The sequence below is a fragment of the Thermosynechococcus sp. PP555 genome (assembly GCF_031583225.1).
In the GTDB taxonomy this organism is placed as follows: Bacteria; Cyanobacteriota; Cyanobacteriia; order Thermosynechococcales; family Thermosynechococcaceae; genus Thermosynechococcus.
This window is the reverse complement of the sequence record NZ_CP134168.1, coordinates 1325012-1342686: the sequence shown is the minus strand read 5'-3', so window position 1 is coordinate 1342686 and position 17675 is coordinate 1325012. Positions and strand designations below refer to the sequence as shown.

General features: G+C 53.6%; 19 protein-coding genes, 1 pseudogene and 1 CRISPR repeat array. Of the genes and pseudogenes, 9 read left to right on the top strand and 11 right to left on the bottom strand.

Going from position 1 to position 17675, the window contains the following annotated elements:
* Positions 1 to 132: 132 nt before the first annotated feature.
* Together RHH27_RS06485 and RHH27_RS06480 are read right to left on the bottom strand one after the other, a co-directional pair.
* A complete protein-coding gene (locus RHH27_RS06485; protein ID WP_302679133.1) occupies positions 133 to 627 on the bottom strand; it encodes a hypothetical protein in 495 nt (164 codons plus the stop codon).
* Positions 628 to 630: 3 nt separating this feature from the next.
* Positions 631 to 825 carry a hypothetical protein gene (locus tag RHH27_RS06480; RefSeq protein ID WP_149817974.1) on the bottom strand — a complete coding sequence of 65 codons (195 nt, stop codon included), beginning with the start codon at positions 823 to 825 and terminating at the stop codon, positions 631 to 633.
* A 74-nt stretch (positions 826 to 899) separates the two neighbouring features.
* Between RHH27_RS06480 and RHH27_RS06475 the strand changes: the two genes are divergently transcribed.
* Positions 900 to 2051 (top strand): trypsin-like peptidase domain-containing protein, encoded by a 1152-nt coding sequence (locus tag RHH27_RS06475; RefSeq protein WP_302679132.1) that lies wholly within the window; start codon positions 900 to 902, stop codon positions 2049 to 2051.
* Position 2052: 1 nt separating this feature from the next.
* Here RHH27_RS06475 and RHH27_RS06470 read toward each other — a convergent pair whose 3' ends face one another.
* Positions 2053 to 2409: a hypothetical protein gene (locus tag RHH27_RS06470; protein WP_302679131.1), complete on the bottom strand. Its 357-nt coding sequence runs from the start codon at positions 2407 to 2409 to the stop codon at positions 2053 to 2055.
* 14 nt (positions 2410 to 2423) lie between these two features.
* Positions 2424 to 3437, bottom strand: a complete 1014-nt coding sequence (locus RHH27_RS06465) for a zinc-dependent alcohol dehydrogenase family protein (protein WP_302679130.1) — start codon at positions 3435 to 3437, stop codon at positions 2424 to 2426.
* Positions 3438 to 3604: 167 nt separating this feature from the next.
* A CRISPR array of direct repeats spans positions 3605 to 6425; the repeat unit is 36 nt; unit sequence GTTTCCATTAATTCGGCTGGGAAAGAATCCCAGCAC.
* Positions 6426 to 6539: 114 nt separating this feature from the next.
* Here RHH27_RS06465 and RHH27_RS06460 point away from each other — a divergent pair.
* Together RHH27_RS06460 and RHH27_RS06455 are read left to right on the top strand one after the other, a co-directional pair.
* Positions 6540 to 6800, top strand: coding sequence for a hypothetical protein (locus tag RHH27_RS06460; protein ID WP_206201541.1), 261 nt, complete (start codon positions 6540 to 6542; stop codon positions 6798 to 6800).
* Positions 6797 to 7519, top strand: a complete 723-nt coding sequence (locus RHH27_RS06455; RefSeq protein WP_302679129.1) for an ABC transporter ATP-binding protein — start codon at positions 6797 to 6799, stop codon at positions 7517 to 7519. Before RHH27_RS06460 ends, RHH27_RS06455 begins: the two co-directional genes overlap by 4 nt.
* On the opposite strand, the gene gmk is transcribed toward RHH27_RS06455, so the two are convergent.
* Positions 7516 to 8091, bottom strand: coding sequence for a guanylate kinase (gene gmk / locus RHH27_RS06450; RefSeq protein ID WP_302679128.1), 576 nt, complete (start codon positions 8089 to 8091; stop codon positions 7516 to 7518). The two genes, RHH27_RS06455 and gmk, sit on opposite strands and share 4 nt — an antisense overlap.
* Before the next feature lie 76 nt (positions 8092 to 8167).
* On the opposite strand from gmk, the gene RHH27_RS06445 reads away from it, so the two are divergent.
* The 4 genes and pseudogenes from RHH27_RS06445 to RHH27_RS06430 all read left to right on the top strand — a co-directional run bounded on the left by RHH27_RS06445 (position 8168) and on the right by RHH27_RS06430 (position 10943).
* Positions 8168 to 8662, top strand: coding sequence for a biopolymer transporter ExbD (locus RHH27_RS06445; protein ID WP_302679127.1), 495 nt, complete (start codon positions 8168 to 8170; stop codon positions 8660 to 8662).
* Positions 8663 to 8671: 9 nt separating this feature from the next.
* Positions 8672 to 9595: a GTPase Era gene (era, locus tag RHH27_RS06440; RefSeq protein ID WP_302679126.1), complete on the top strand. Its 924-nt coding sequence runs from the start codon at positions 8672 to 8674 to the stop codon at positions 9593 to 9595.
* Between the two features lie 4 nt (positions 9596 to 9599).
* Positions 9600 to 10030, top strand: a pseudogene (locus RHH27_RS06435) (GTP-binding protein).
* Positions 10031 to 10142: 112 nt separating this feature from the next.
* Entirely contained in the window at positions 10143 to 10943 is an 801-nt protein-coding gene (locus tag RHH27_RS06430; protein WP_302679125.1) for a DUF928 domain-containing protein, read from the top strand.
* On the opposite strand, the gene RHH27_RS06425 is transcribed toward RHH27_RS06430, so the two are convergent.
* From RHH27_RS06425 to RHH27_RS06400, 6 genes are read right to left on the bottom strand one after another with little or no spacing between them, the layout of a single operon-like run.
* Positions 10940 to 12196, bottom strand: a complete 1257-nt coding sequence (locus RHH27_RS06425) for an exonuclease SbcCD subunit D (RefSeq protein WP_399373374.1) — start codon at positions 12194 to 12196, stop codon at positions 10940 to 10942. The two genes, RHH27_RS06430 and RHH27_RS06425, sit on opposite strands and share 4 nt — an antisense overlap.
* A gap of 13 nt (positions 12197 to 12209) precedes the next feature.
* Entirely contained in the window at positions 12210 to 13664 is a 1455-nt protein-coding gene (locus RHH27_RS06420) for a CIA30 family protein (protein WP_302679123.1), read from the bottom strand.
* Positions 13654 to 14232: a tRNA (adenosine(37)-N6)-threonylcarbamoyltransferase complex dimerization subunit type 1 TsaB gene (gene tsaB / locus RHH27_RS06415; protein WP_302679122.1), complete on the bottom strand. Its 579-nt coding sequence runs from the start codon at positions 14230 to 14232 to the stop codon at positions 13654 to 13656. Before tsaB ends, RHH27_RS06420 begins: the two co-directional genes overlap by 11 nt.
* Before the next feature lie 40 nt (positions 14233 to 14272).
* Positions 14273 to 14443, bottom strand: coding sequence for a photosystem II assembly protein Psb34 (gene psb34 / locus RHH27_RS06410; RefSeq protein ID WP_206201533.1), 171 nt, complete (start codon positions 14441 to 14443; stop codon positions 14273 to 14275).
* A gap of 52 nt (positions 14444 to 14495) precedes the next feature.
* Positions 14496 to 15650, bottom strand: a complete 1155-nt coding sequence (hpnI, locus tag RHH27_RS06405; RefSeq protein ID WP_206201532.1) for a bacteriohopanetetrol glucosamine biosynthesis glycosyltransferase HpnI — start codon at positions 15648 to 15650, stop codon at positions 14496 to 14498.
* Positions 15647 to 16480 (bottom strand): thiazole synthase, encoded by an 834-nt coding sequence (locus tag RHH27_RS06400; protein WP_206201531.1) that lies wholly within the window; start codon positions 16478 to 16480, stop codon positions 15647 to 15649. The genes hpnI and RHH27_RS06400 overlap by 4 nt, the downstream gene beginning before the upstream one ends.
* Before the next feature lie 134 nt (positions 16481 to 16614).
* Here RHH27_RS06400 and RHH27_RS06395 point away from each other — a divergent pair, with 134 nt between their 5' ends.
* Positions 16615 to 17067 (top strand): hypothetical protein, encoded by a 453-nt coding sequence (locus tag RHH27_RS06395; protein WP_302679121.1) that lies wholly within the window; start codon positions 16615 to 16617, stop codon positions 17065 to 17067.
* Positions 17068 to 17114: 47 nt separating this feature from the next.
* Positions 17115 to 17651: a 6,7-dimethyl-8-ribityllumazine synthase gene (gene ribH, locus RHH27_RS06390; RefSeq protein ID WP_206201529.1), complete on the top strand. Its 537-nt coding sequence runs from the start codon at positions 17115 to 17117 to the stop codon at positions 17649 to 17651.
* The last annotated feature ends 24 nt before the right edge of the window (positions 17652 to 17675 follow it).

Sequence of the window (17675 nt, the reverse complement as noted above, 5' to 3'; positions counted from 1 at the left end):
TACTCACACTCCACTCGAGAGTCAAACCCCCTCTCATCGATAGACACCAGCGTTTCCTTGCCGTGGCTCTCTACCCATGTGTTCCTAGATTCCGATACTGAAAGCCCCCGACTTTAGTCGGTGGGAAGTTTACTATAGCCAAGCTGCCAAGAGTGTGACCACGCCCAAGCCCGTGAGGGCAAGCCAGATGAAGGCATTCGGTAAAGGCGTAGCAGGGGGCGGTGGTTCTTGGGGTTTTGGGGTGGCAGCCGATGGCTTTTTCGGGGAACGGCTGTAGGGGGACGTGTAGGCGCGATCGCCCACATGGGATAGGTCGGGAATTTCGCTGTACCATTCCGGACGGCGTTTGAGTTGGGGAGCCTCCAAAATCGCCAGCAAGCGACGACTTTCCTGCCGCGTGTGATGATCTGGGTGTCGTTGGAGTTGACGGCAGAGGCTGACGGCAGCCCCTTGATCGCCAGCAGCACTATAGGCCGTGACTAACCAGAGGTTAATTTCCCCCGATCGCACCGCATTTCCCTCCGCCAGCGCCGCCGCCTGTCCTAAAAGGGCAATCGATTGTTGGTAGTTTCCCCGCTCGAAGGCCTGTTGCCCTTGCTGAAAGAGGGCAGCGACTGCATCCGTCATGGCCTATGAGCTGACCCCCACGTCTTCGACCACAATAAGCCCCTTTTTGAGCAGCGCTTGCAGGTCAGCATTGTGGGTTTTGCAGTTGCGCCAGCGCCGCTCATCGACATTTTCATTGCGACCGGGCTGCAGGGTCACAGGTCCAAAGAAACTATCAAAGGTCATGGGCTGTTCGAGGTAGCTAATCACAGTCAGCATGCCAGCAGAGGTTCGACAAACTCACTATTTTCAGGATAAGGCTAGAGTGGATCTGCTGCCGAGTTGAGTTGAGTATGGTTCGCACGCGCTTGAGTCTCGTTGGGATGGCGATCGCCCTTGTGGCACTGACGGGCTGTCCATTGCGTTTGCCCGATCGCAACTCCCCCACCCCTAATACGGAGGCGTCTCTGCCTCCCCTTGCCCCCACGGAGCGACCCAATGCGGGGGAGAATTTCATTGCCAAGGTGGTTGCTGAGGCAGGGCCAGCGGTGGTGAGCATTGATACCCTACGACTGCCCCGCAGTCAAGAGGATAGTTTTCTCAATCCTTTTCCAATACCAGATGTGCCGCTGCGCCAAGGTCAAGGCTCTGGGTTTATATTTACCCCCGATGGCAAGGTCATGACCAATGCCCATGTGGTGGAGGGGGCTACTGCCGTGCGAGTCACGCTCCCCGATGGTCGCCAATATGACGGCAAGGTGGTGGGTGCTGATTCCCTGACGGATGTGGCTGTTATTCAAATTGATGCCGAAAATTTACCCACCGTACAGCTGGGGAATTCGGATACCCTTGTCCCGGGCGAGTGGGCGATCGCCATCGGTAACCCCTTGGGGCTAAGTAACACCGTAACCGCCGGCATTATTAGTGCAACGGGGCGTGCCAGTAATGAAATTGGCGCTGCCGATAAGCGGGTGAGCTTCATTCAAACGGATGCGGCGATTAATCCGGGCAATTCCGGGGGCCCTCTTCTGAATGCTGCTGGTCAAGTGGTGGGCGTCAATACCGCCGTGATTTCCCAAGCGCAGGGCCTTGGTTTTGCCATTCCCATCAATACGGCCTATCGCATTGCTGAACAGATTATTACTACGGGGCGCGCCCAGCACCTCTATCTGGGGATTCGCATGGTGCAATTGACGCCAGAAGTGGCTGCCCAAATCCGTCAAGATCAGCCCAACTGGACACTGAATCAAACCCAAGGGACGCTAATCGTTGGTATTGCCCCCAATTCGCCGGCGGCTAAAGCGGGTCTGCAAGTGGGAGATTGGATTGCCAAAATTAACGATCTCAATCAACCCACCCCGCAACAGGTGCAAAGCGTGGTTGAGCAAACAAAGCTAGGGCAGACCATTACCTTAGAGATTCAACGGGGCGATCGCCGGCAAACCGTGAGCCTGCAACCGGAGCCAATGCCACCAGAATTGTATCCCTCTTCGCAGCCAGAATAAGTTAGCGTCGAGGCTCCGACAGTACTGCTTCCCCCGTGAACCACCGACCACAGTCACTGAGGCGCCCATTAAAGATGCGGCAGGTGCGATAGAAGTTGTTCTGCAACAGCACCGTTTCCCCTGTGAACCAACGGCCACAATAACTGAGGCGTCCATTAAAGATGCGGCAGGTGCGATAGAAGTTGTTCTGCAACAGCACCGTTTCCCCTGTGAACCAACGGCCACAATAGCTAAGGCGTCCGTTAAAAATGCGGCAAACCCGATAAACATCACTGCGGGGCGTTTGGCTGAGCCATGTCGGCACCCCTTGAGCCTGTTCCAGCCCGATGAGAAGGGCGGCAAGAATCTGAGCAACCATCAGAAAATCCCCAATTATGGGACGAGTACCACCTTACCCTGCACCAAGCGTTGGCTGAGATAGCGATGGGCATCCGCCGCTGCACCGAGGGGAAAGGTTTTATCGACAACAACCTCTAGTTCGCCGCGATCCACGAGGGTGGCCACCTGCTCAAGGATTTTGCCCTGATGGGCAAGGGCATCACTCAACCCCATGAGTTGCGGCGTCAGCATCAGTGTGAGTTGGATCAAGAGGTTGCGTTGGCGGGCAATTTTCCACGGCGTATCGGCGGCGGGTTCCAAGAGGGTGGCGAGGGTGCCATAGGGACGCACCGCTTTGAAGGTGTCGCTAAAGGTGGTACCACCAACGGTATCAAGGGCAAAATCAACTCCTTTGCCCTCTGTCCAGTCCAAGACTGCCTGTACCCAATCACTGGTGGTGTAGTTAATGGCAAGGGTGGCTCCGAGACGTTCAGCAAAACGGGCTTTGGCTGCGGAACTAATCGTTGTGGCAACTGTTGCCCCCGATCGCCGCGCCAGTTGAATAGCGAGATGCCCCACCCCGCCCGCCCCGGCATGGATGAGAACGGTTTTTGCGGTGGAGAGGACATTCAAAGGTGGGACTGCCCCGCGATCGCCCAAGGCTTCCCAGGCCGTAATCACTGCTAGGGGCAAGGCAGCGGCCTGAATAAAGGAAAGGGTTTTGGGCTTGTGGGCAACGGCAACTTCAGGAACAACGGTGTATTCGGCATAGCAGCCGCCGCGATCGCCCAAGCCCCCATAGCAAAAATAAACTTCATCCCCTACGCGAAACCGCTGCACCGCTGCACCCACAGCCACGACCACCCCTGCGCCATCACAGCCGAGAATGGCGGGCCGGCGATCGGGAAAAAATGTTCCCCGCTGTCGCAGCTTTGTATCAATGGGGTTCACACTGGCCGCCCGCAGTTGAATTTTCACCTCATTGGCAGCTTGAATCTGCGGCTCAGGCATCTCCCGCAGCGCTAAAACATCGGGGTCACCAAATTCTGTGATGGCAACGGCTTTCATTGTTGCTGCGTTTCCGTTGACTCCGCTGGGTGCACGACTTAACACCAATTTTGACACACTGCCCGCCCTAAAGGTCAGGGATGCTTGTTACTGGTTCCGCGACCTTGCTTGCCACCTCAGGTTCAGGCACTGATCTCCCCCCCTGAAGCCCCCTTTTAGGAGGAAGTGTTTCCATTAATTCGGCTGGGAAAGAATCCCAGCACAAACAAATACATGCGCAGGAACCTGCAAAGTCTCGTTTCCATTAATTCGGCTGGGAAAGAATCCCAGCACCGATACTCTCCTAAAATTAACTTTGTCTCATTACAGTTTCCATTAATTCGGCTGGGAAAGAATCCCAGCACTCCGTTTGATCTGTTTGATTTATTTGGTCTGATGTTCGTTTCCATTAATTCGGCTGGGAAAGAATCCCAGCACTGAATCGGGGCGCGTTTTGTTTCCTTCACAAAAAGTTTCCATTAATTCGGCTGGGAAAGAATCCCAGCACGATAATATTAAGATTAGTTTCTGCAACACCTGCAAGTTTCCATTAATTCGGCTGGGAAAGAATCCCAGCACTCCCCGCGTTTCTTCTGCTCATTTTCGAAATCTTTAGAGTTTCCATTAATTCGGCTGGGAAAGAATCCCAGCACGAGTTCCGCAATCCGGGTGAAGTCTCCCGTGGTATCGTTTCCATTAATTCGGCTGGGAAAGAATCCCAGCACTTAGAGCATGAAACTCTAGAAGTTTACTACCGTGAGTTTCCATTAATTCGGCTGGGAAAGAATCCCAGCACGGTCGATCCAACCGCACGACGCTCGCGCGCAATCTGGGTTTCCATTAATTCGGCTGGGAAAGAATCCCAGCACACCTACTCGATAAGGGAACTAAACCCATCGATCGTTTCCATTAATTCGGCTGGGAAAGAATCCCAGCACACCGATCGCCAGCCCCTTAATCTCCCGTACCTCACCGTTTCCATTAATTCGGCTGGGAAAGAATCCCAGCACACCGATCGCCAGCCCCTTAATCTCCCGTACCTCACCGTTTCCATTAATTCGGCTGGGAAAGAATCCCAGCACATTTGTAGTGAGCTTGATGGGCTGTTAAAGAGCCGTTTCCATTAATTCGGCTGGGAAAGAATCCCAGCACCCTTTTCAGTATCTTTATTTGTTTGGCCTCTAAAGTTTCCATTAATTCGGCTGGGAAAGAATCCCAGCACTTCACTTTAAAACGAAAATCGCCGCCGCAGGAAAGTTTCCATTAATTCGGCTGGGAAAGAATCCCAGCACGAGCCACTACCACTACCACTGCCTGAGCCACTACGTTTCCATTAATTCGGCTGGGAAAGAATCCCAGCACAAAAGCAGGACAAAAGCATAGAGAGAGGCATCCCTAGGTTTCCATTAATTCGGCTGGGAAAGAATCCCAGCACGAGCGGTTAATTGGTCAGCTTGAGGAGGAAGGTTTGCGTTTCCATTAATTCGGCTGGGAAAGAATCCCAGCACATATTAATTTCAAGGAAACTGCAACCTCTTTGAAAGCGTTTCCATTAATTCGGCTGGGAAAGAATCCCAGCACATGATAAACCTGTTAAGTTATTGCATCCTTTTCTCGTTTCCATTAATTCGGCTGGGAAAGAATCCCAGCACAAGCCCAAACAAAATTTCCCCGCTGAGGCTTTGTTTCCATTAATTCGGCTGGGAAAGAATCCCAGCACTAACCTGTCAGAAGCGTATGCTTCTGATGAGAAGTTTCCATTAATTCGGCTGGGAAAGAATCCCAGCACCCCCAAACACTTATTCAGCACGTTGCAGGCGAGCCGTTTCCATTAATTCGGCTGGGAAAGAATCCCAGCACTTAAAACCTATTCACAGCTAAAAGCTGCTTTGTTGGCGTTTCCATTAATTCGGCTGGGAAAGAATCCCAGCACTTTCCTTCTTTGCCCTTCCCCACCCTTCCTTGCCCTTCCCGTTTCCATTAATTCGGCTGGGAAAGAATCCCAGCACTTTTGTTAAGAAAAAACCATCCTCGGTGATGGTTTTGTTTCCATTAATTCGGCTGGGAAAGAATCCCAGCACACTATTTTAATTTCACTGTTGCAGGTGGCTTAGAAGTTTCCATTAATTCGGCTGGGAAAGAATCCCAGCACCCGATTTTGAGGCGGTAGCAGAAGCCGCCAAAAAAGTTTCCATTAATTCGGCTGGGAAAGAATCCCAGCACTTGAAGCGGTAGTAGAAGCCGCTAAAAAGCACAGTTTCCATTAATTCGGCTGGGAAAGAATCCCAGCACTTTTAAGGAGGCATTATGGCTCTTAATGTTCCAGCTATGTTTCCATTAATTCGGCTGGGAAAGAATCCCAGCACGCTAACGCAACATGGGTCAGAGTTGCAGACACGTTTCCATTAATTCGGCTGGGAAAGAATCCCAGCACACCATGGGATTGTCACCACAAGCCACAAGCCAAGAGCGTTTCCATTAATTCGGCTGGGAAAGAATCCCAGCACTTTCAAAATGTAAGTAAGATGTATTTGTGGGCTATAGTTTCCATTAATTCGGCTGGGAAAGAATCCCAGCACTTTCGAATAACTAAACGGCCGTTGTTGGCCGAATTAATGTTTCCATTAATTCGGCTGGGAAAGAATCCCAGCACTTGCTTTATGAGGGTCATCGATAATCAGTAAGTGGTAACGTTTCCATTAATTCGGCTGGGAAAGAATCCCAGCACCTGACATGTATGGTCAGCCTGAACAAGCGACTAGCAATTTCCATTAATTCGGCTGGGAAAGAATCCCAGCACAACAACCATTAAAAGCAACTTTGCTTAGTACAAGCTATTTCCATTAATTCGGCTGGGAAAGAATCCCAGCACCGATCATAAATTGAATAACCTGCGCCACCTGTAGATTTCCATTAATTCGGCTGGGAAAGAATCCCAGCACTCGCTAAACGGCCAATATTGGCCGAATTAATATTTCCATTAATTCGGCTGGGAAAGAATCCCAGCACGGCACCCTCCTAGAAGGTGCTCTACCACTACTATAGCACAGGTCATTTTCAAGCACCTAGACGGGATCATTTTTTTGTTTTTGTAAAATTTTTAGATCCGTAGGGTCACAGGACGTGAAAGTCACTCTGGAACTGAATTTCGGGAAAATTCAAGCACCTCCAAATCTGTTAGAAATTGCTCAAAGCGTTGTGGAGACTGGGTTTGAGAAAATTGCCGAGCTGAGAGGATATTTTTGTCCAGAGGTGCTTGATCAAGTCCTCAAGGATCTCAATTCACAACAGCAATCTTTTGCCTTCAGGAGCAAAATTAGGGACACAGCGCGAAACCTCTATACTGAGGATGTTGAACCTCTGGCGATGTCCTTTGCACCATGAGCTTGCTCCACGTTGCTGATGTCTATGCTGGTTATATTCCCGATGTGGATATTCTACGGGGCGTTAATTTTCGTCTCGAAGCCGGCGAGCTAGTGGCGGTCATTGGCCCCAATGGAGCGGGAAAATCAACCTTGGCAAAAACGATCGCTGGGTTACTGACGCCCCGCCTCGGCACAATTACCCTCGCTGGCGAAGATATTACCTACTTGCGTCCCAACCAAATTGTCAAAAAGGGAATTGGCTACGTGCCGCAAATTGCCAATGTCTTTCGTACCCTGACGGTTGAAGAAAATCTGGAGATGGGTGCCTTTACGAAAAGCGGCAACCTCAAGACCCTCAAAGAGCGGGTCTATGACACCTTTCCCCGCTTGGCTGAGCGCCGACAGCAACGGGCAGGCACACTTTCCGGGGGAGAACGGCAAATGCTGGCCATGGGACGCGCCATGATGCTAGACCCGCAAATTATGGTCTTGGATGAACCCTCCGCGGCTCTCTCCCCAGCTCTTGTCAATGATGTCTTTGCCAAAATCAAGGAAATTAATGCCCAAGGCACCGCTATTATTCTGGTGGAGCAAAATGCCCGCAAAGCCCTTGCCATGAGCGATCGCGGGTATGTCTTAGAAATGGGCAAAGATCGCTATGAGGGATTGGGCAGCGAACTACTCAATGACCCTAAAGTGGGGGAACTCTACCTCGGAATTGTGCGGGCAGAGCCTTAGGGCACAGGGCTAAAAATTGCTGTTTCGAGAGCAATTAGGCTTTTTTCCAAATCATCATTGACAATTTGAACATCAAATTCTGGGGCCGCAGCAATTTCGGTTTCCGCTTGAGCTAAACGGCGGGCAATGGCCTCCTCACTATCTTGGCCACGGCTACGCAGACGGTGTTCAAGTTCTGCTAAAGATGGCGGCAGAATAAAAATGTGACGCGCTTGAGGATAGGACTGGCGAACTTGGCGTGCCCCTTGCAGTTCAATTTCAAGGATGACGGTTTTTCCTTGGGCAATGAGTTGCAGCAACGGATTGCGTGGGGTGCCGTAGTAGTGGCCAGCAAACTCTGCCCATTCCAAGAGTTGCCCAGCAGCAATCATTCCCTTAAATTCTTCTACAGAGACAAAATAGTAATCCACCCCTTCAACCTCCGTGGGGCGTGGCGGACGGGTCGTTGCCGAAACCGAAAGTGCCAGTTCGGGATGTCGCTGTCGCAGTTGCCGTAGAAGCGTCCCTTTGCCGACCCCACTAGGGCCAGTAATCACAATGAGTTGTCCGGGCTGGGGCGTTGCACTGGTCATAACTGCACGGGGGGGAAACTTTTTGATCCTACTCTGTTTGCTCAGAGTTTTATCATTAAGGCAGCGTGGTTGAGGAATGGCCGTGAAGATTCATTTGCCCAGTGAGAGTGAAAATGCTCGCATTGAAATGCTGCCGCTGATTGATGTGGTCTTTTGTATCCTCACGTTCTTTATTTTGGCGGCGGTGAGTCTGACGCGGCAGCAGGCGATTACCTTGAATTTGCCCCAAGCCAGCACCAGTCAAGCGCAGTCGCAAAAGATGCTGGTGGTGAGCATTGATCCGGCGGGGCAACTTTTTGTGGATAAAGACCCCGTCAACCGCAGTGAACTCTATGAACGCTTGGCCACCTACTTGAAAACGAATCCCCAAGGAATGGTGATTTTACGGGCATCACAGGTGGTGAGCTACAACGAAGTCATCCAAGTCTTGGATCTGCTGCGCTCAGTAGGGGGCAATCGTGTGGCCTTGGCCACGCAACCCGTCGAACAACCGCTGCTGAGTACACAGACCCGCCCTAGCCCCCTCCCCTCGCCACCAGCCAACGATCAACCCATACCCTCTAAGCCATAGGCAGTTACGGTGGAACCCATTTCCAGTATTCCTGTTGCCCCAGACGGCTTTCGCTCTGGCTTTGTCGCCTTAGTGGGTCGCCCCAATGTAGGCAAGTCCACCCTCTTTAACCATCTGCTGGGGCAAAAGGTGGCCATTACCTCTCCCGTAGCGCAAACCACCCGCAACCGCTTACGGGGCATCCTGACCACGGCAACGGCGCAATTGATCTTTGTGGATACCCCCGGCATCCATAAGCCTCACCATCGCCTTGGGGAAGTGCTGGTGCATAATGCCAAGGGCGTTCTCAATCGGGTGGATGCGATTGTCTTTGTGGTGGATGCGGCAAGTGCCCCCGGTGGGGGCGATCGCTATGTAGCAGAATTACTGGCTAAAGTAAGATCCCCTGTGCTTTTGGCCATCAATAAAATTGACCTCTTGCCGGCAGGGGAGCGTCCACAGCGGCAACAGGACTATCAAACCCTTGGCCCTTGGCCAGCCTATCCCTGCTCGGCGCTCACGGGAGAGGGAGTTGGTGTATTGCAATCGGCGATTGAAGCGCAGTTGCCCCTTGGCCCCTATTACTATCCGCCAGAGATGGTCACCGATCAGCCGGAGCGCTTCATCATGGCGGAATTGATCCGTGAGCAAATTTTGCATCACACCCGCGAGGAAGTCCCCCATTCGGTGGCCGTGACGATTGAACAGGTGCAGCAAGATCGCAACCTGACTCGTGTCCACGCCGTGATTTATGTGGAGCGTCCAACCCAAAAGGCGATTATTATCGGCCAAGGGGGTCAGTTGCTCAAACAAATGGGCACCGCTGCCCGCCAAGAAATGGAAACCCTCATTGGTGGCAAGATTTACTTAGAACTGTTTGTCAAGGTACGCCCCCGCTGGCGACAGGATCGGTTGCGCTTGGCGGAGTTGGGCTATCGCATTGAGAAGGATTAAGCCGATGGAGACAGCATTGCGAGTGGGTGTGGCAGGGCCTGTGGGGTCAGGTAAAACCACCCTTGTGGATGCCCAGTTTTTGGTGCGTTCCCAAGCCCTTCCCCCCGAGCGAATTCTCGGTGTTGAAACGGGGGGATGTCCCCACACCGCTTGGCTGCGACCTTTAGCCCAGAGCTGGTGGATTTAACGATTTACGCGATTGATGTGGCTGCTGGCGATAAAATTCCCCGTAAAGGCGGGCCGGGGATTACCAAGTCGGATTTATTGGTGATTAATAAAATTGATCTTGCCCCCTATGGGGGTGCTGATTTAGAGGTAATGAAACGGGACACCCTGAAAATGCGGGGCGATCGCCCCTATGTGATGACGAACTTGAAAACTGGCCTTGGGCTAGATCAGGGGATTGCCTTTCTCGCATCCCATTTAGCAGCCTAAACAGCATGGTACGGAAGTTGACCCAACGCACAAAAAATCACTGATCACCATCACTGGCAAGGCAACAATTTGCCCCTTAGAATCGTCCTATCGGTGTCGTCAGGTAGGAAGTATGATGAGCTACGCATGGGTGAGGGGTGCGACGCTCGGAGCAACGGGGTTAGTGGCCATGGCTACTCGATTGAGGATCCGCCCCCTTGCCGTTCCCCTAAGTTTGGCAGTGGTCATGATTGGGGCGATCGCCCATGCCTCTTGGGCAAGTTATCGTCCACCCGCTAATATTGGCCGCCCCGGTAACCGTGAGGGAGCTGCAACGCGGATTGCCCGTCCCATGCTACTGCGGGAAAGTACTGGTGGCATCGAAAGCTGTCTAACTGAGCCAAAACAAACTGTGGTTGCCCTCGTGCCCAAGGATAACAATGGCCTTAGCAGCACCCCCACCCCTACCCTCTATAGCTTCATTCCCGCCAACAAGGGGGCCACCCTAACCCTGACGCTGCGGGATCCCCAAGGCACAGAAGTCTATCGCCAAGAGCGTCTTGCCCCCACAGAAGCGGGTATTATTGGCTGGCCTGTGGAGAATGTTGCCCTCAAAAATGGTGTGGATTACCAGTGGCAACTCACCCTCACCTGTACCAATGGCACCACAGCCGTCAAAACCGTCAGTTGGTTTCGACCGATGCCCTTATCGCCAAGCCAACAGCAGCGAATCGTGCAAGCTAAAGATGTGGCGGATGCCTTTGCCATGGCGGGCTACTGGTACGACACCCTCAATCAACTGGCCAAACAACGCCTAGCGCAGCCGGGGAATGCCCAACTTCAGCAAAAATGGCAAGCCCTGTTGCAGTCTGCCGCTGTCCAGTTGGCGAATGTGGCGAATCAACCCCTCATCCCCTTACCACCCCAGCCCTAGCCCTCTAGGGAAAGGTCTGCCAGCCACTGGTAAAGGTCAGGAATATTGGCGTTGGGTTGCAGCAGATCTTCTTTGATGTGCATCAGTACCTTGGCCAAGGGTTCGGCGCGATCGCGATACTCAGCAACACTGGCCAGCAGATCCGTAAATACCTGTTCTTCAATCTGGGCGCGGGGGGGTGGTTCAGCCGTCGCATCACGGTAGGTTTGATAGGCCACAGGGGTTGCGGCAAACCCCAATCGAAAAATGAACGCATTGGCTGCCTCCTGCAATTCCCCTTGGAGCGATCGCACAGACAAATCGCCCCGCTCAAACCCCACTTCGCCTTTTAGGGTGACTTCGACAATCGCCTCTGCCATGTCTGAGCGATGCCGCTGCACCAGTTGCTGCAGTTGGCTTTCCACATGGCTCACGGTGTCACTGGGGGTGAGGGTGAGGGTGTAGCGATGGATAGGACGCTGCCAATAGTCGCGCTTGAGTTCCGCTTGGGGTGGTCCCTGATCGAGGGTAACCAACAGCACCCCCCGCGGATTTTGCTGCTGATTTTCCTGAATCGAATTGGCCTCGACGGAGCCGGGATTAAAGATCCAATCCTCAACGGCGTAGTGGCGATGAATATGCCCTAGGGCAAGATAATCCACACCCGCTTGGCGCAGGGGTAGGAGGTCGTTGTAGCGCAATGCCCCTTGGTAACGGGAGACTTGCCCCTCAAGGCCGTGGTGAAAGAGCAAAATCGTCGCACCAGCAGCGGGCGGTAGTGCCTGAATTTGACTGGCCAGCTGTTGGATGGCACGGGGGGCACTGGCACCATACCACTGGGAACCAATGACGCGCACGCCACAGGGGAGATCCATATAGCCACCCCGCGCTGCCTCGGCGTCCCACGGCTGTAATTGGCCACTTTCGTCAGGTTCCAGTAGATAGAGATAGTCTTTTTCACAGAGGTAGCGGAGCCAATTGGACTTGACACCGTAGGGGCAGTTATCGTGGTTGCCCTCGATCGCCAGCACGGGAATCCCCGCCGATCGCACCTTGTCGAGGACGTATTCCGCTTGATTGAGAATGCCGGGGGTAATCATCCGCTCCTCAAAGAGATCGCCAGCAATCAGGACAAAATCCACCTGTGCCTCGATGGCGTAGGTTTGCAGGGCACTGTCAAAGGCGGTGAAAAAATCAAACGTGCGATTGGGATTCTCTTGGCGGTACTTGTTAAAGCCAAGGTGAACATCGGCAACATGGAGAAAACGCACCATTTCGCACTGTCTCCTAGGGGCGATCGCTAGGGATTTGGGCAAGGCGTGCTGCCCAATTGGGATAGGCCTCGGCGGTTTGATCTGTGGCCACCACTTCTACGGTGCGATAGCAGGCCACGGGCAAATTCAGTAAGCTGACCAGAAACGCCGCTAAATCTTCGCGACTCAGAGAACCCGTCAGGCGATCGCCCTGATCAAGGCGCAGCTCTTTGCCAGCGGGCTGATCCGTCAGACCGCAGGGACGGACAATGGTGTAGGGGAGGCCACTTTGGCGCAGCATATTTTCTGCCGCCAGTTTCCAAGTGAGGATGCCCCCCAATTGGTCGTTGTATTGAACCGCTAGGGGCTGCTCCTTCAGGTCAAGATCCGCTTGTTGCGGACGGGTCACCCCCGCAGAACTCACCTGAATCATGCGGGGCAAGGGCAACCCCCCATAGGCTTGAATCGACTCAATCTCAAGGCTGAGGGTGCCGGGGCGGAAGTGGGGGTTGAGGGCACCGTCATACTCAAATTTGCTGAGCATCAGTTGCAGCGAGTAAATTTGCCCCACATTCAGAGGCGGCGCATTGGTGGCGGTGCGGGCCCGAAACACCGGAATAAAGTGGCTAAAGGGCAATTCAACCGTGATCCACTGATCGGCCACCGTATCAAAGGACATGGCATAGCCGACGCCATCCCAAGCGGGGTCACTGCGTAGGAAAAATTTATAGCGCTGCCCATCGCCGCGAACCCGGAGTTGAATGCCCGTGTAGCCTTGGAGATTGAGGGCTGGGGTGAGGTTGCGGGTGCGAATCGAGACAAACCCCCCAGAATTTTCCGTAGAAACCAGCCCCGTGAAGAGGGCACTGTGATCCTTGAGGTAAAACTGGCTGGCACTGACGCCGCCCATGACCACATCATCGAGGGCACCCCAAACTTCCTTCAGGGGGGGCGTGGGATAGCGATAGTCAAAGAGGGGATAGGTGTTGGGTTGACTTTGAAAATAGGGTTGGGCACGTTCCAACAAATGCCGCATGCCCTCAAATTCAACCGCCTCTGGACTCGCACCGACAATTTCAAGGCCGGGGGGTGACGCGTTGGGATTGGGCTGTACCTTTGCCCCAACACAGTTGATCACCGCCCGACTGCCCTGCAAGAGATCGGCAGGCAAGGGTTGAGTCACGTCGGCAACAACAATGTCTAAAAAAGGGTCTGAGGGAAGTACACTCTCCGCCTTGGCGCGATCGCGCACCCCTGCCCGCACCGCATAGCCTTGACTCAAGAGGGTTTTCACCACCGCTTGACCGGTTCGACCCGTTGCCCCCATCACCACAACAAGACCACTGCCCCGATAGGCGGGCGGCTTAAAGAGATCCGGTAAAAGGGGTGACAGCACAGGGCGCAGAGGTTCTAGGGTTCCCACAAAGGGAAGGGCTTGAAAAAAGCGCAGTGTATCGAGAAAGCGACCAAGTTCCCAGTTATTTGCCATAGAGGGGCACCACGCTTGACCAATGGGGAAGTTTCTCCCCTGCCCTTAGTGTATCGTGCCACTGTTGGGCTGCCCATGTGAGCAAAGCGCGGCCATAGTCGGTGGGGTTAGGGGGACTCAGGTGTTTGTAGGGGTGAGGCCAAGTGGCTAAAAGCGTTTCTGCTTCGTGGTCTGCCAGCAGGCGATCGCCCCAAAGAGAGTTGAGACTCCCCCCCTGATAACGGTAAATGCCAAGGTATTGATGCCCCTGCTGGGCACGACGCGACACCACCCCATCCTGTTCTATGAGTTCATCACGATAGTGCCACGCCATTGTGCCAAGGCTAGACAGACCCAAAAGGGGAACTTCCAGTTGCTGGGCTAGGATGCGGGCAGTCACGACCCCCAAGCGCGTTCCCGTAAAGCTGCCCGGGCCACAGCCAATAGCGATCGCCCCTAGTTCACCCCAAGTGTAGCGACCCATCAGTTCCCCAAGGCAAGGGTGAAGTTGGCTGGCCAGTTCTCGACCCAAGGGCCATGTTTTCATCTCCAGCAGTTGATCTGCCCCCAAGTCATAGAGGCCTGCCACTAGGGTGGCATCGCTGGTATCAAAACCAAGACAAAGCAGCTTAGCTCACTCCGACGGCGATCGCCACCAAGCCAGCCACTAAGAGCAATCCGCCCGCAACCAACAGGGCTGCCCGTACTTTTTGCTGCGGTGTCCAAGGCTGTGCTTGATAGACCTTAGGCTCAATGGCAAAGTTGTTGAGGCGACCGCCCTCATCGGTGGTATAGCGCATCGAAACAAACCTCAATTCAGCGTTACAGTGCAGCTATTCTAACAAGCGAACTTTACGAGTCTTGAGAATCCTTAACAATTTCTTGCAATTGACCGTGGCGATAGACCCGCAACCAGCGACCGCGCCAGTAGATGCGATTGCCAAAACAGCCCCCCAGCCAAATCAGGAAGCTCATCACATCCCGCAGGGGCAATAGCCAGAGCCACAACAGCAGCCGAGGGGTACCCATCAACACCATGCTCATGATCGCCTGCAACCAGCGAAGGCCCTGAACCCCCAGAAAGACGCTGAGAGTCCATGGGGTTGGAAATAGTCCCCACAGCAGGGCACTATAGACGGTGCCAAACATAAACACCATGCCAAAATACTGATTGCCGCGATTGGCACGAATGCTGCGACACCAGCGCAGTTCCCGTTGCACCGCCTTCAAAAAGGACTCATCAGCGCAGTCATTGTCAAGAATATAGGACGATAACTCCACGCGATACCCAGCACGCCACGCTGCATACCCCAGTTGGTAGTCCTCACCAATGCGATTGAGTGCAATCTCAAAACCACCAATTTTTTCTAGGACTTCCCGCCGCAGCAGCACGGTTGGCCCAATGGCAAAGCGCAGCCCGCGATCAAGGAAGCGGGCAACAAGCACACTGGGGATAAAGTCAAGGCATCGCCCCATGGCCAGAAACGCAGCTCCTAAGCGGCGCGGATGGTGATCAATGTAACCACAGGTAACGACCCCCACTTGGGGATCCGCCAAGGGTTGCACCAAAGTGGCTAAGTAATGGGGTCTAACGCGCACATCACTATCGGTTTCAACAATTACCCCATAGCGCGCATGGGTAAACAATTGGGCGACATTGCTGGCCTTACGGTTCAGCCCGCAAATCCGCTGACAAAGATACCAGCGAGCCCGGTGGGGATAGGTCTGGCAAATGGCCTTTAACACCGGTATGGCTGGATCACTGGGGTCTTGAACCCCAAAGAGGACTTCGTAGACGGGGTAATCTTGCTCGCACAGTGAAGACCAGTTTTGCCAAGCCCTTGCTTCTAAGCCGCAGACAGGAACCAAGATCGAGACCGCCGGCAAGGACTCTAGGCGAGTCGTCCGCTGGGGGGTGAAAAATTGATAGGTGAGGGCAGCGGCAACAATGTAGAACAGGCTTCCCGTGAGGCTCAGCAGGCTCAGGAGAATGAGGGCAACCATCATGGTGCTGTCGCAATCGTCCCCGTCAAGGGGGAACTGGCACTGGCATAGGCTTTGACGGGAATCCGACCCGCTAAGTAGGCAAGACGACCCGCCGTGGTTGCCAGCGCCATGGCTTTGGCCATTGCCGGCGCATTGCCCGCTTGGGCGATCGCGGTATTAATCAAGAGTGCATCTGCCCCTAACTCCATCGCGGCGGCCGCCTCACTGGGCGTGCCAATGCCCGCATCAACCACAACGGGAACACTGGCTTGATCAATAATGATTTGAATATTGGCGGCATTACGCAGACCTTGCCCCGACCCAATGGGGGAGGCCAACGGCATCACAGTAACACAGCCCACTTCCTCAAGGCGTTTGGCCAGCAGGGGATCTGCATTGATGTAGGGAAGAACCGCAAATCCTTCTTTGACCAGTTGTTCTGCGGCAGCAAGCGTGCCAAAGGGATCGGGCAGCAAGTATTTCGGGTCGGGAATCACCTCTAGCTTGACAAAGTTGTTGTCCTCTTGACCCAAGAGCTTGGCCATTTCGCGGCCTAAACGGGCAACGCGAATCGCCTCTTCAGCGGTTTGACAGCCAGCGGTGTTGGGCAGCAGCCAGATTTTACGCCAGTCAAGGGCATCCACAAGTCCTTCGTGACCGGGGGCATTGGTTTGAACGCGACGTACGGCTACTGTAACAATTTCGCAGCCACTCGCGGCAACACTGGCCTGGAGATCCGCAATGGAACGATACTTGCCCGTACCGGTCATCAGGCGTGAACGAAACTGCCGCCCAGCGATTGTTAGCGGGGCATCTTCAATTAGCAGCTCAGGAGGAGGCGCAGTCACCATGATGCACTTGTGAAGTGAACAGCACTAGAGTTTGCCTTTCTACCATATCAGGGTTACGCTCTCTGCTGCTGCGACCTTGGAAAACTTGTGGCATCATAGAGGCACCATAACCTTGGGAGTGCAACAGTTGGTGCATGGCACATATTGGCAACAATGCCGCCATTCAGGCTGCCGATCGCCTGCTACGTCAATATGGGTTTGATTTGGATGGCTCCTCAGTTGAGGTCATCCTAGATCGCTGGTTGCGCCATTTTCCTCCCCGCTGGATTCGTCTTGCCCTCATTGAAGCCCTCTATCTGGGGCGCTATAAAGCCATTTCCGTAGAGCAAATTTTAGAGCTATGGCAACGGCGTGAGCAACCGATTTATCACTTCAACAGTGAGTTTGAAGCCATTATCTGCCAGTCATTGCCCATTAGTGTGCCGGAACCTACTCCCTCTGGCCTTTCAGAGACACCTACCAATACAAAAATTAGTGAATTTCACCCTGATTTAGCGTCTGACCCATTTGTTACCAAGTTAACTAGTATTGTGCAGCAGTGGCAGTCCCAAGACTTCCTCGTGGAGCAGGGCGATCGCTCCTCCTAGGCCATTGCAGGTTATACTCTTTTGGGTAAGATTTGGCACCTCCACCTATGGCTGTTTTTGAAGGCACCTATCACGTTCTGGGAACGCCTCGCTTTGGGATTGTGATTTCCCGCTTCAATGACTTGGTTACCACCAAGCTGCTAGAGGGCTGCCAAGATTGTCTGCGCCGCCATGGTGTTGATCCCAATCCCCATGGTTCTCAGGTGGACTACGCCTGGGTACCCGGTAGCTTTGAAATTCCCCTAGTGGCAGCTCAACTGGCGGCCAGTCGTCGCTATGCTGCCATTATTTGTCTCGGGGCAGTCATCCGTGGCCAAACCCCCCACTTTGACTATGTGGCTGCTGAAGTCACCAAAGGCATTGCCACGGCCTCTATGCAAACGGGTGTGCCCATTATCTACGGCATTCTCACTACCGACACGATGCAACAGGCCCTTGAGCGCGCTGGCATTAAAAGCAATAAAGGTTGGGAATATGCCCTCAATGCCCTCGAAATGGCAAACCTGATGCAAACCCTGCCCAGCAGCATCAATCCACCCACAGCCAAACTCAGCCCCAGTACCCCCGTTCTCGCTGATGGGTAATCCAAATGGTGAAGCAGAAATTGC

Bases quoted from the DNA above. Each gene is read 5' to 3' on its own strand.
- RHH27_RS06465 (WP_302679130.1), bottom strand. From the start codon at position 3,437: ATGAAAGCCGTTGCCATCACAGAATTTGGTGACCCCGATGTTTTAGCG.
- RHH27_RS06430 (WP_302679125.1), top strand. From the start codon at position 10,143: ATGATGAGCTACGCATGGGTGAGGGGTGCGACGCTCGGAGCAACGGGG.
- RHH27_RS06475 (WP_302679132.1), top strand. From the start codon at position 900: ATGGTTCGCACGCGCTTGAGTCTCGTTGGGATGGCGATCGCCCTTGTG.
- psb34 (WP_206201533.1), bottom strand. From the start codon at position 14,443: ATGCGCTATACCACCGATGAGGGCGGTCGCCTCAACAACTTTGCCATT.
- RHH27_RS06425 (WP_399373374.1), bottom strand. From the start codon at position 12,196: ATGGTGCGTTTTCTCCATGTTGCCGATGTTCACCTTGGCTTTAACAAG.
- hpnI (WP_206201532.1), bottom strand. From the start codon at position 15,650: ATGATGGTTGCCCTCATTCTCCTGAGCCTGCTGAGCCTCACGGGAAGC.
- RHH27_RS06480 (WP_149817974.1), bottom strand. From the start codon at position 825: ATGCTGACTGTGATTAGCTACCTCGAACAGCCCATGACCTTTGATAGT.
- RHH27_RS06420 (WP_302679123.1), bottom strand. From the start codon at position 13,664: ATGGCAAATAACTGGGAACTTGGTCGCTTTCTCGATACACTGCGCTTT.
- RHH27_RS06455 (WP_302679129.1), top strand. From the start codon at position 6,797: ATGAGCTTGCTCCACGTTGCTGATGTCTATGCTGGTTATATTCCCGAT.
- ribH (WP_206201529.1), top strand. From the start codon at position 17,115: ATGGCTGTTTTTGAAGGCACCTATCACGTTCTGGGAACGCCTCGCTTT.
- RHH27_RS06485 (WP_302679133.1), bottom strand. From the start codon at position 627: ATGACGGATGCAGTCGCTGCCCTCTTTCAGCAAGGGCAACAGGCCTTC.
- RHH27_RS06470 (WP_302679131.1), bottom strand. From the start codon at position 2,409: ATGGTTGCTCAGATTCTTGCCGCCCTTCTCATCGGGCTGGAACAGGCT.
- RHH27_RS06445 (WP_302679127.1), top strand. From the start codon at position 8,168: ATGGCCGTGAAGATTCATTTGCCCAGTGAGAGTGAAAATGCTCGCATT.
- RHH27_RS06400 (WP_206201531.1), bottom strand. From the start codon at position 16,480: ATGGTGACTGCGCCTCCTCCTGAGCTGCTAATTGAAGATGCCCCGCTA.
- RHH27_RS06395 (WP_302679121.1), top strand. From the start codon at position 16,615: ATGGCACATATTGGCAACAATGCCGCCATTCAGGCTGCCGATCGCCTG.
- gmk (WP_302679128.1), bottom strand. From the start codon at position 8,091: ATGACCAGTGCAACGCCCCAGCCCGGACAACTCATTGTGATTACTGGC.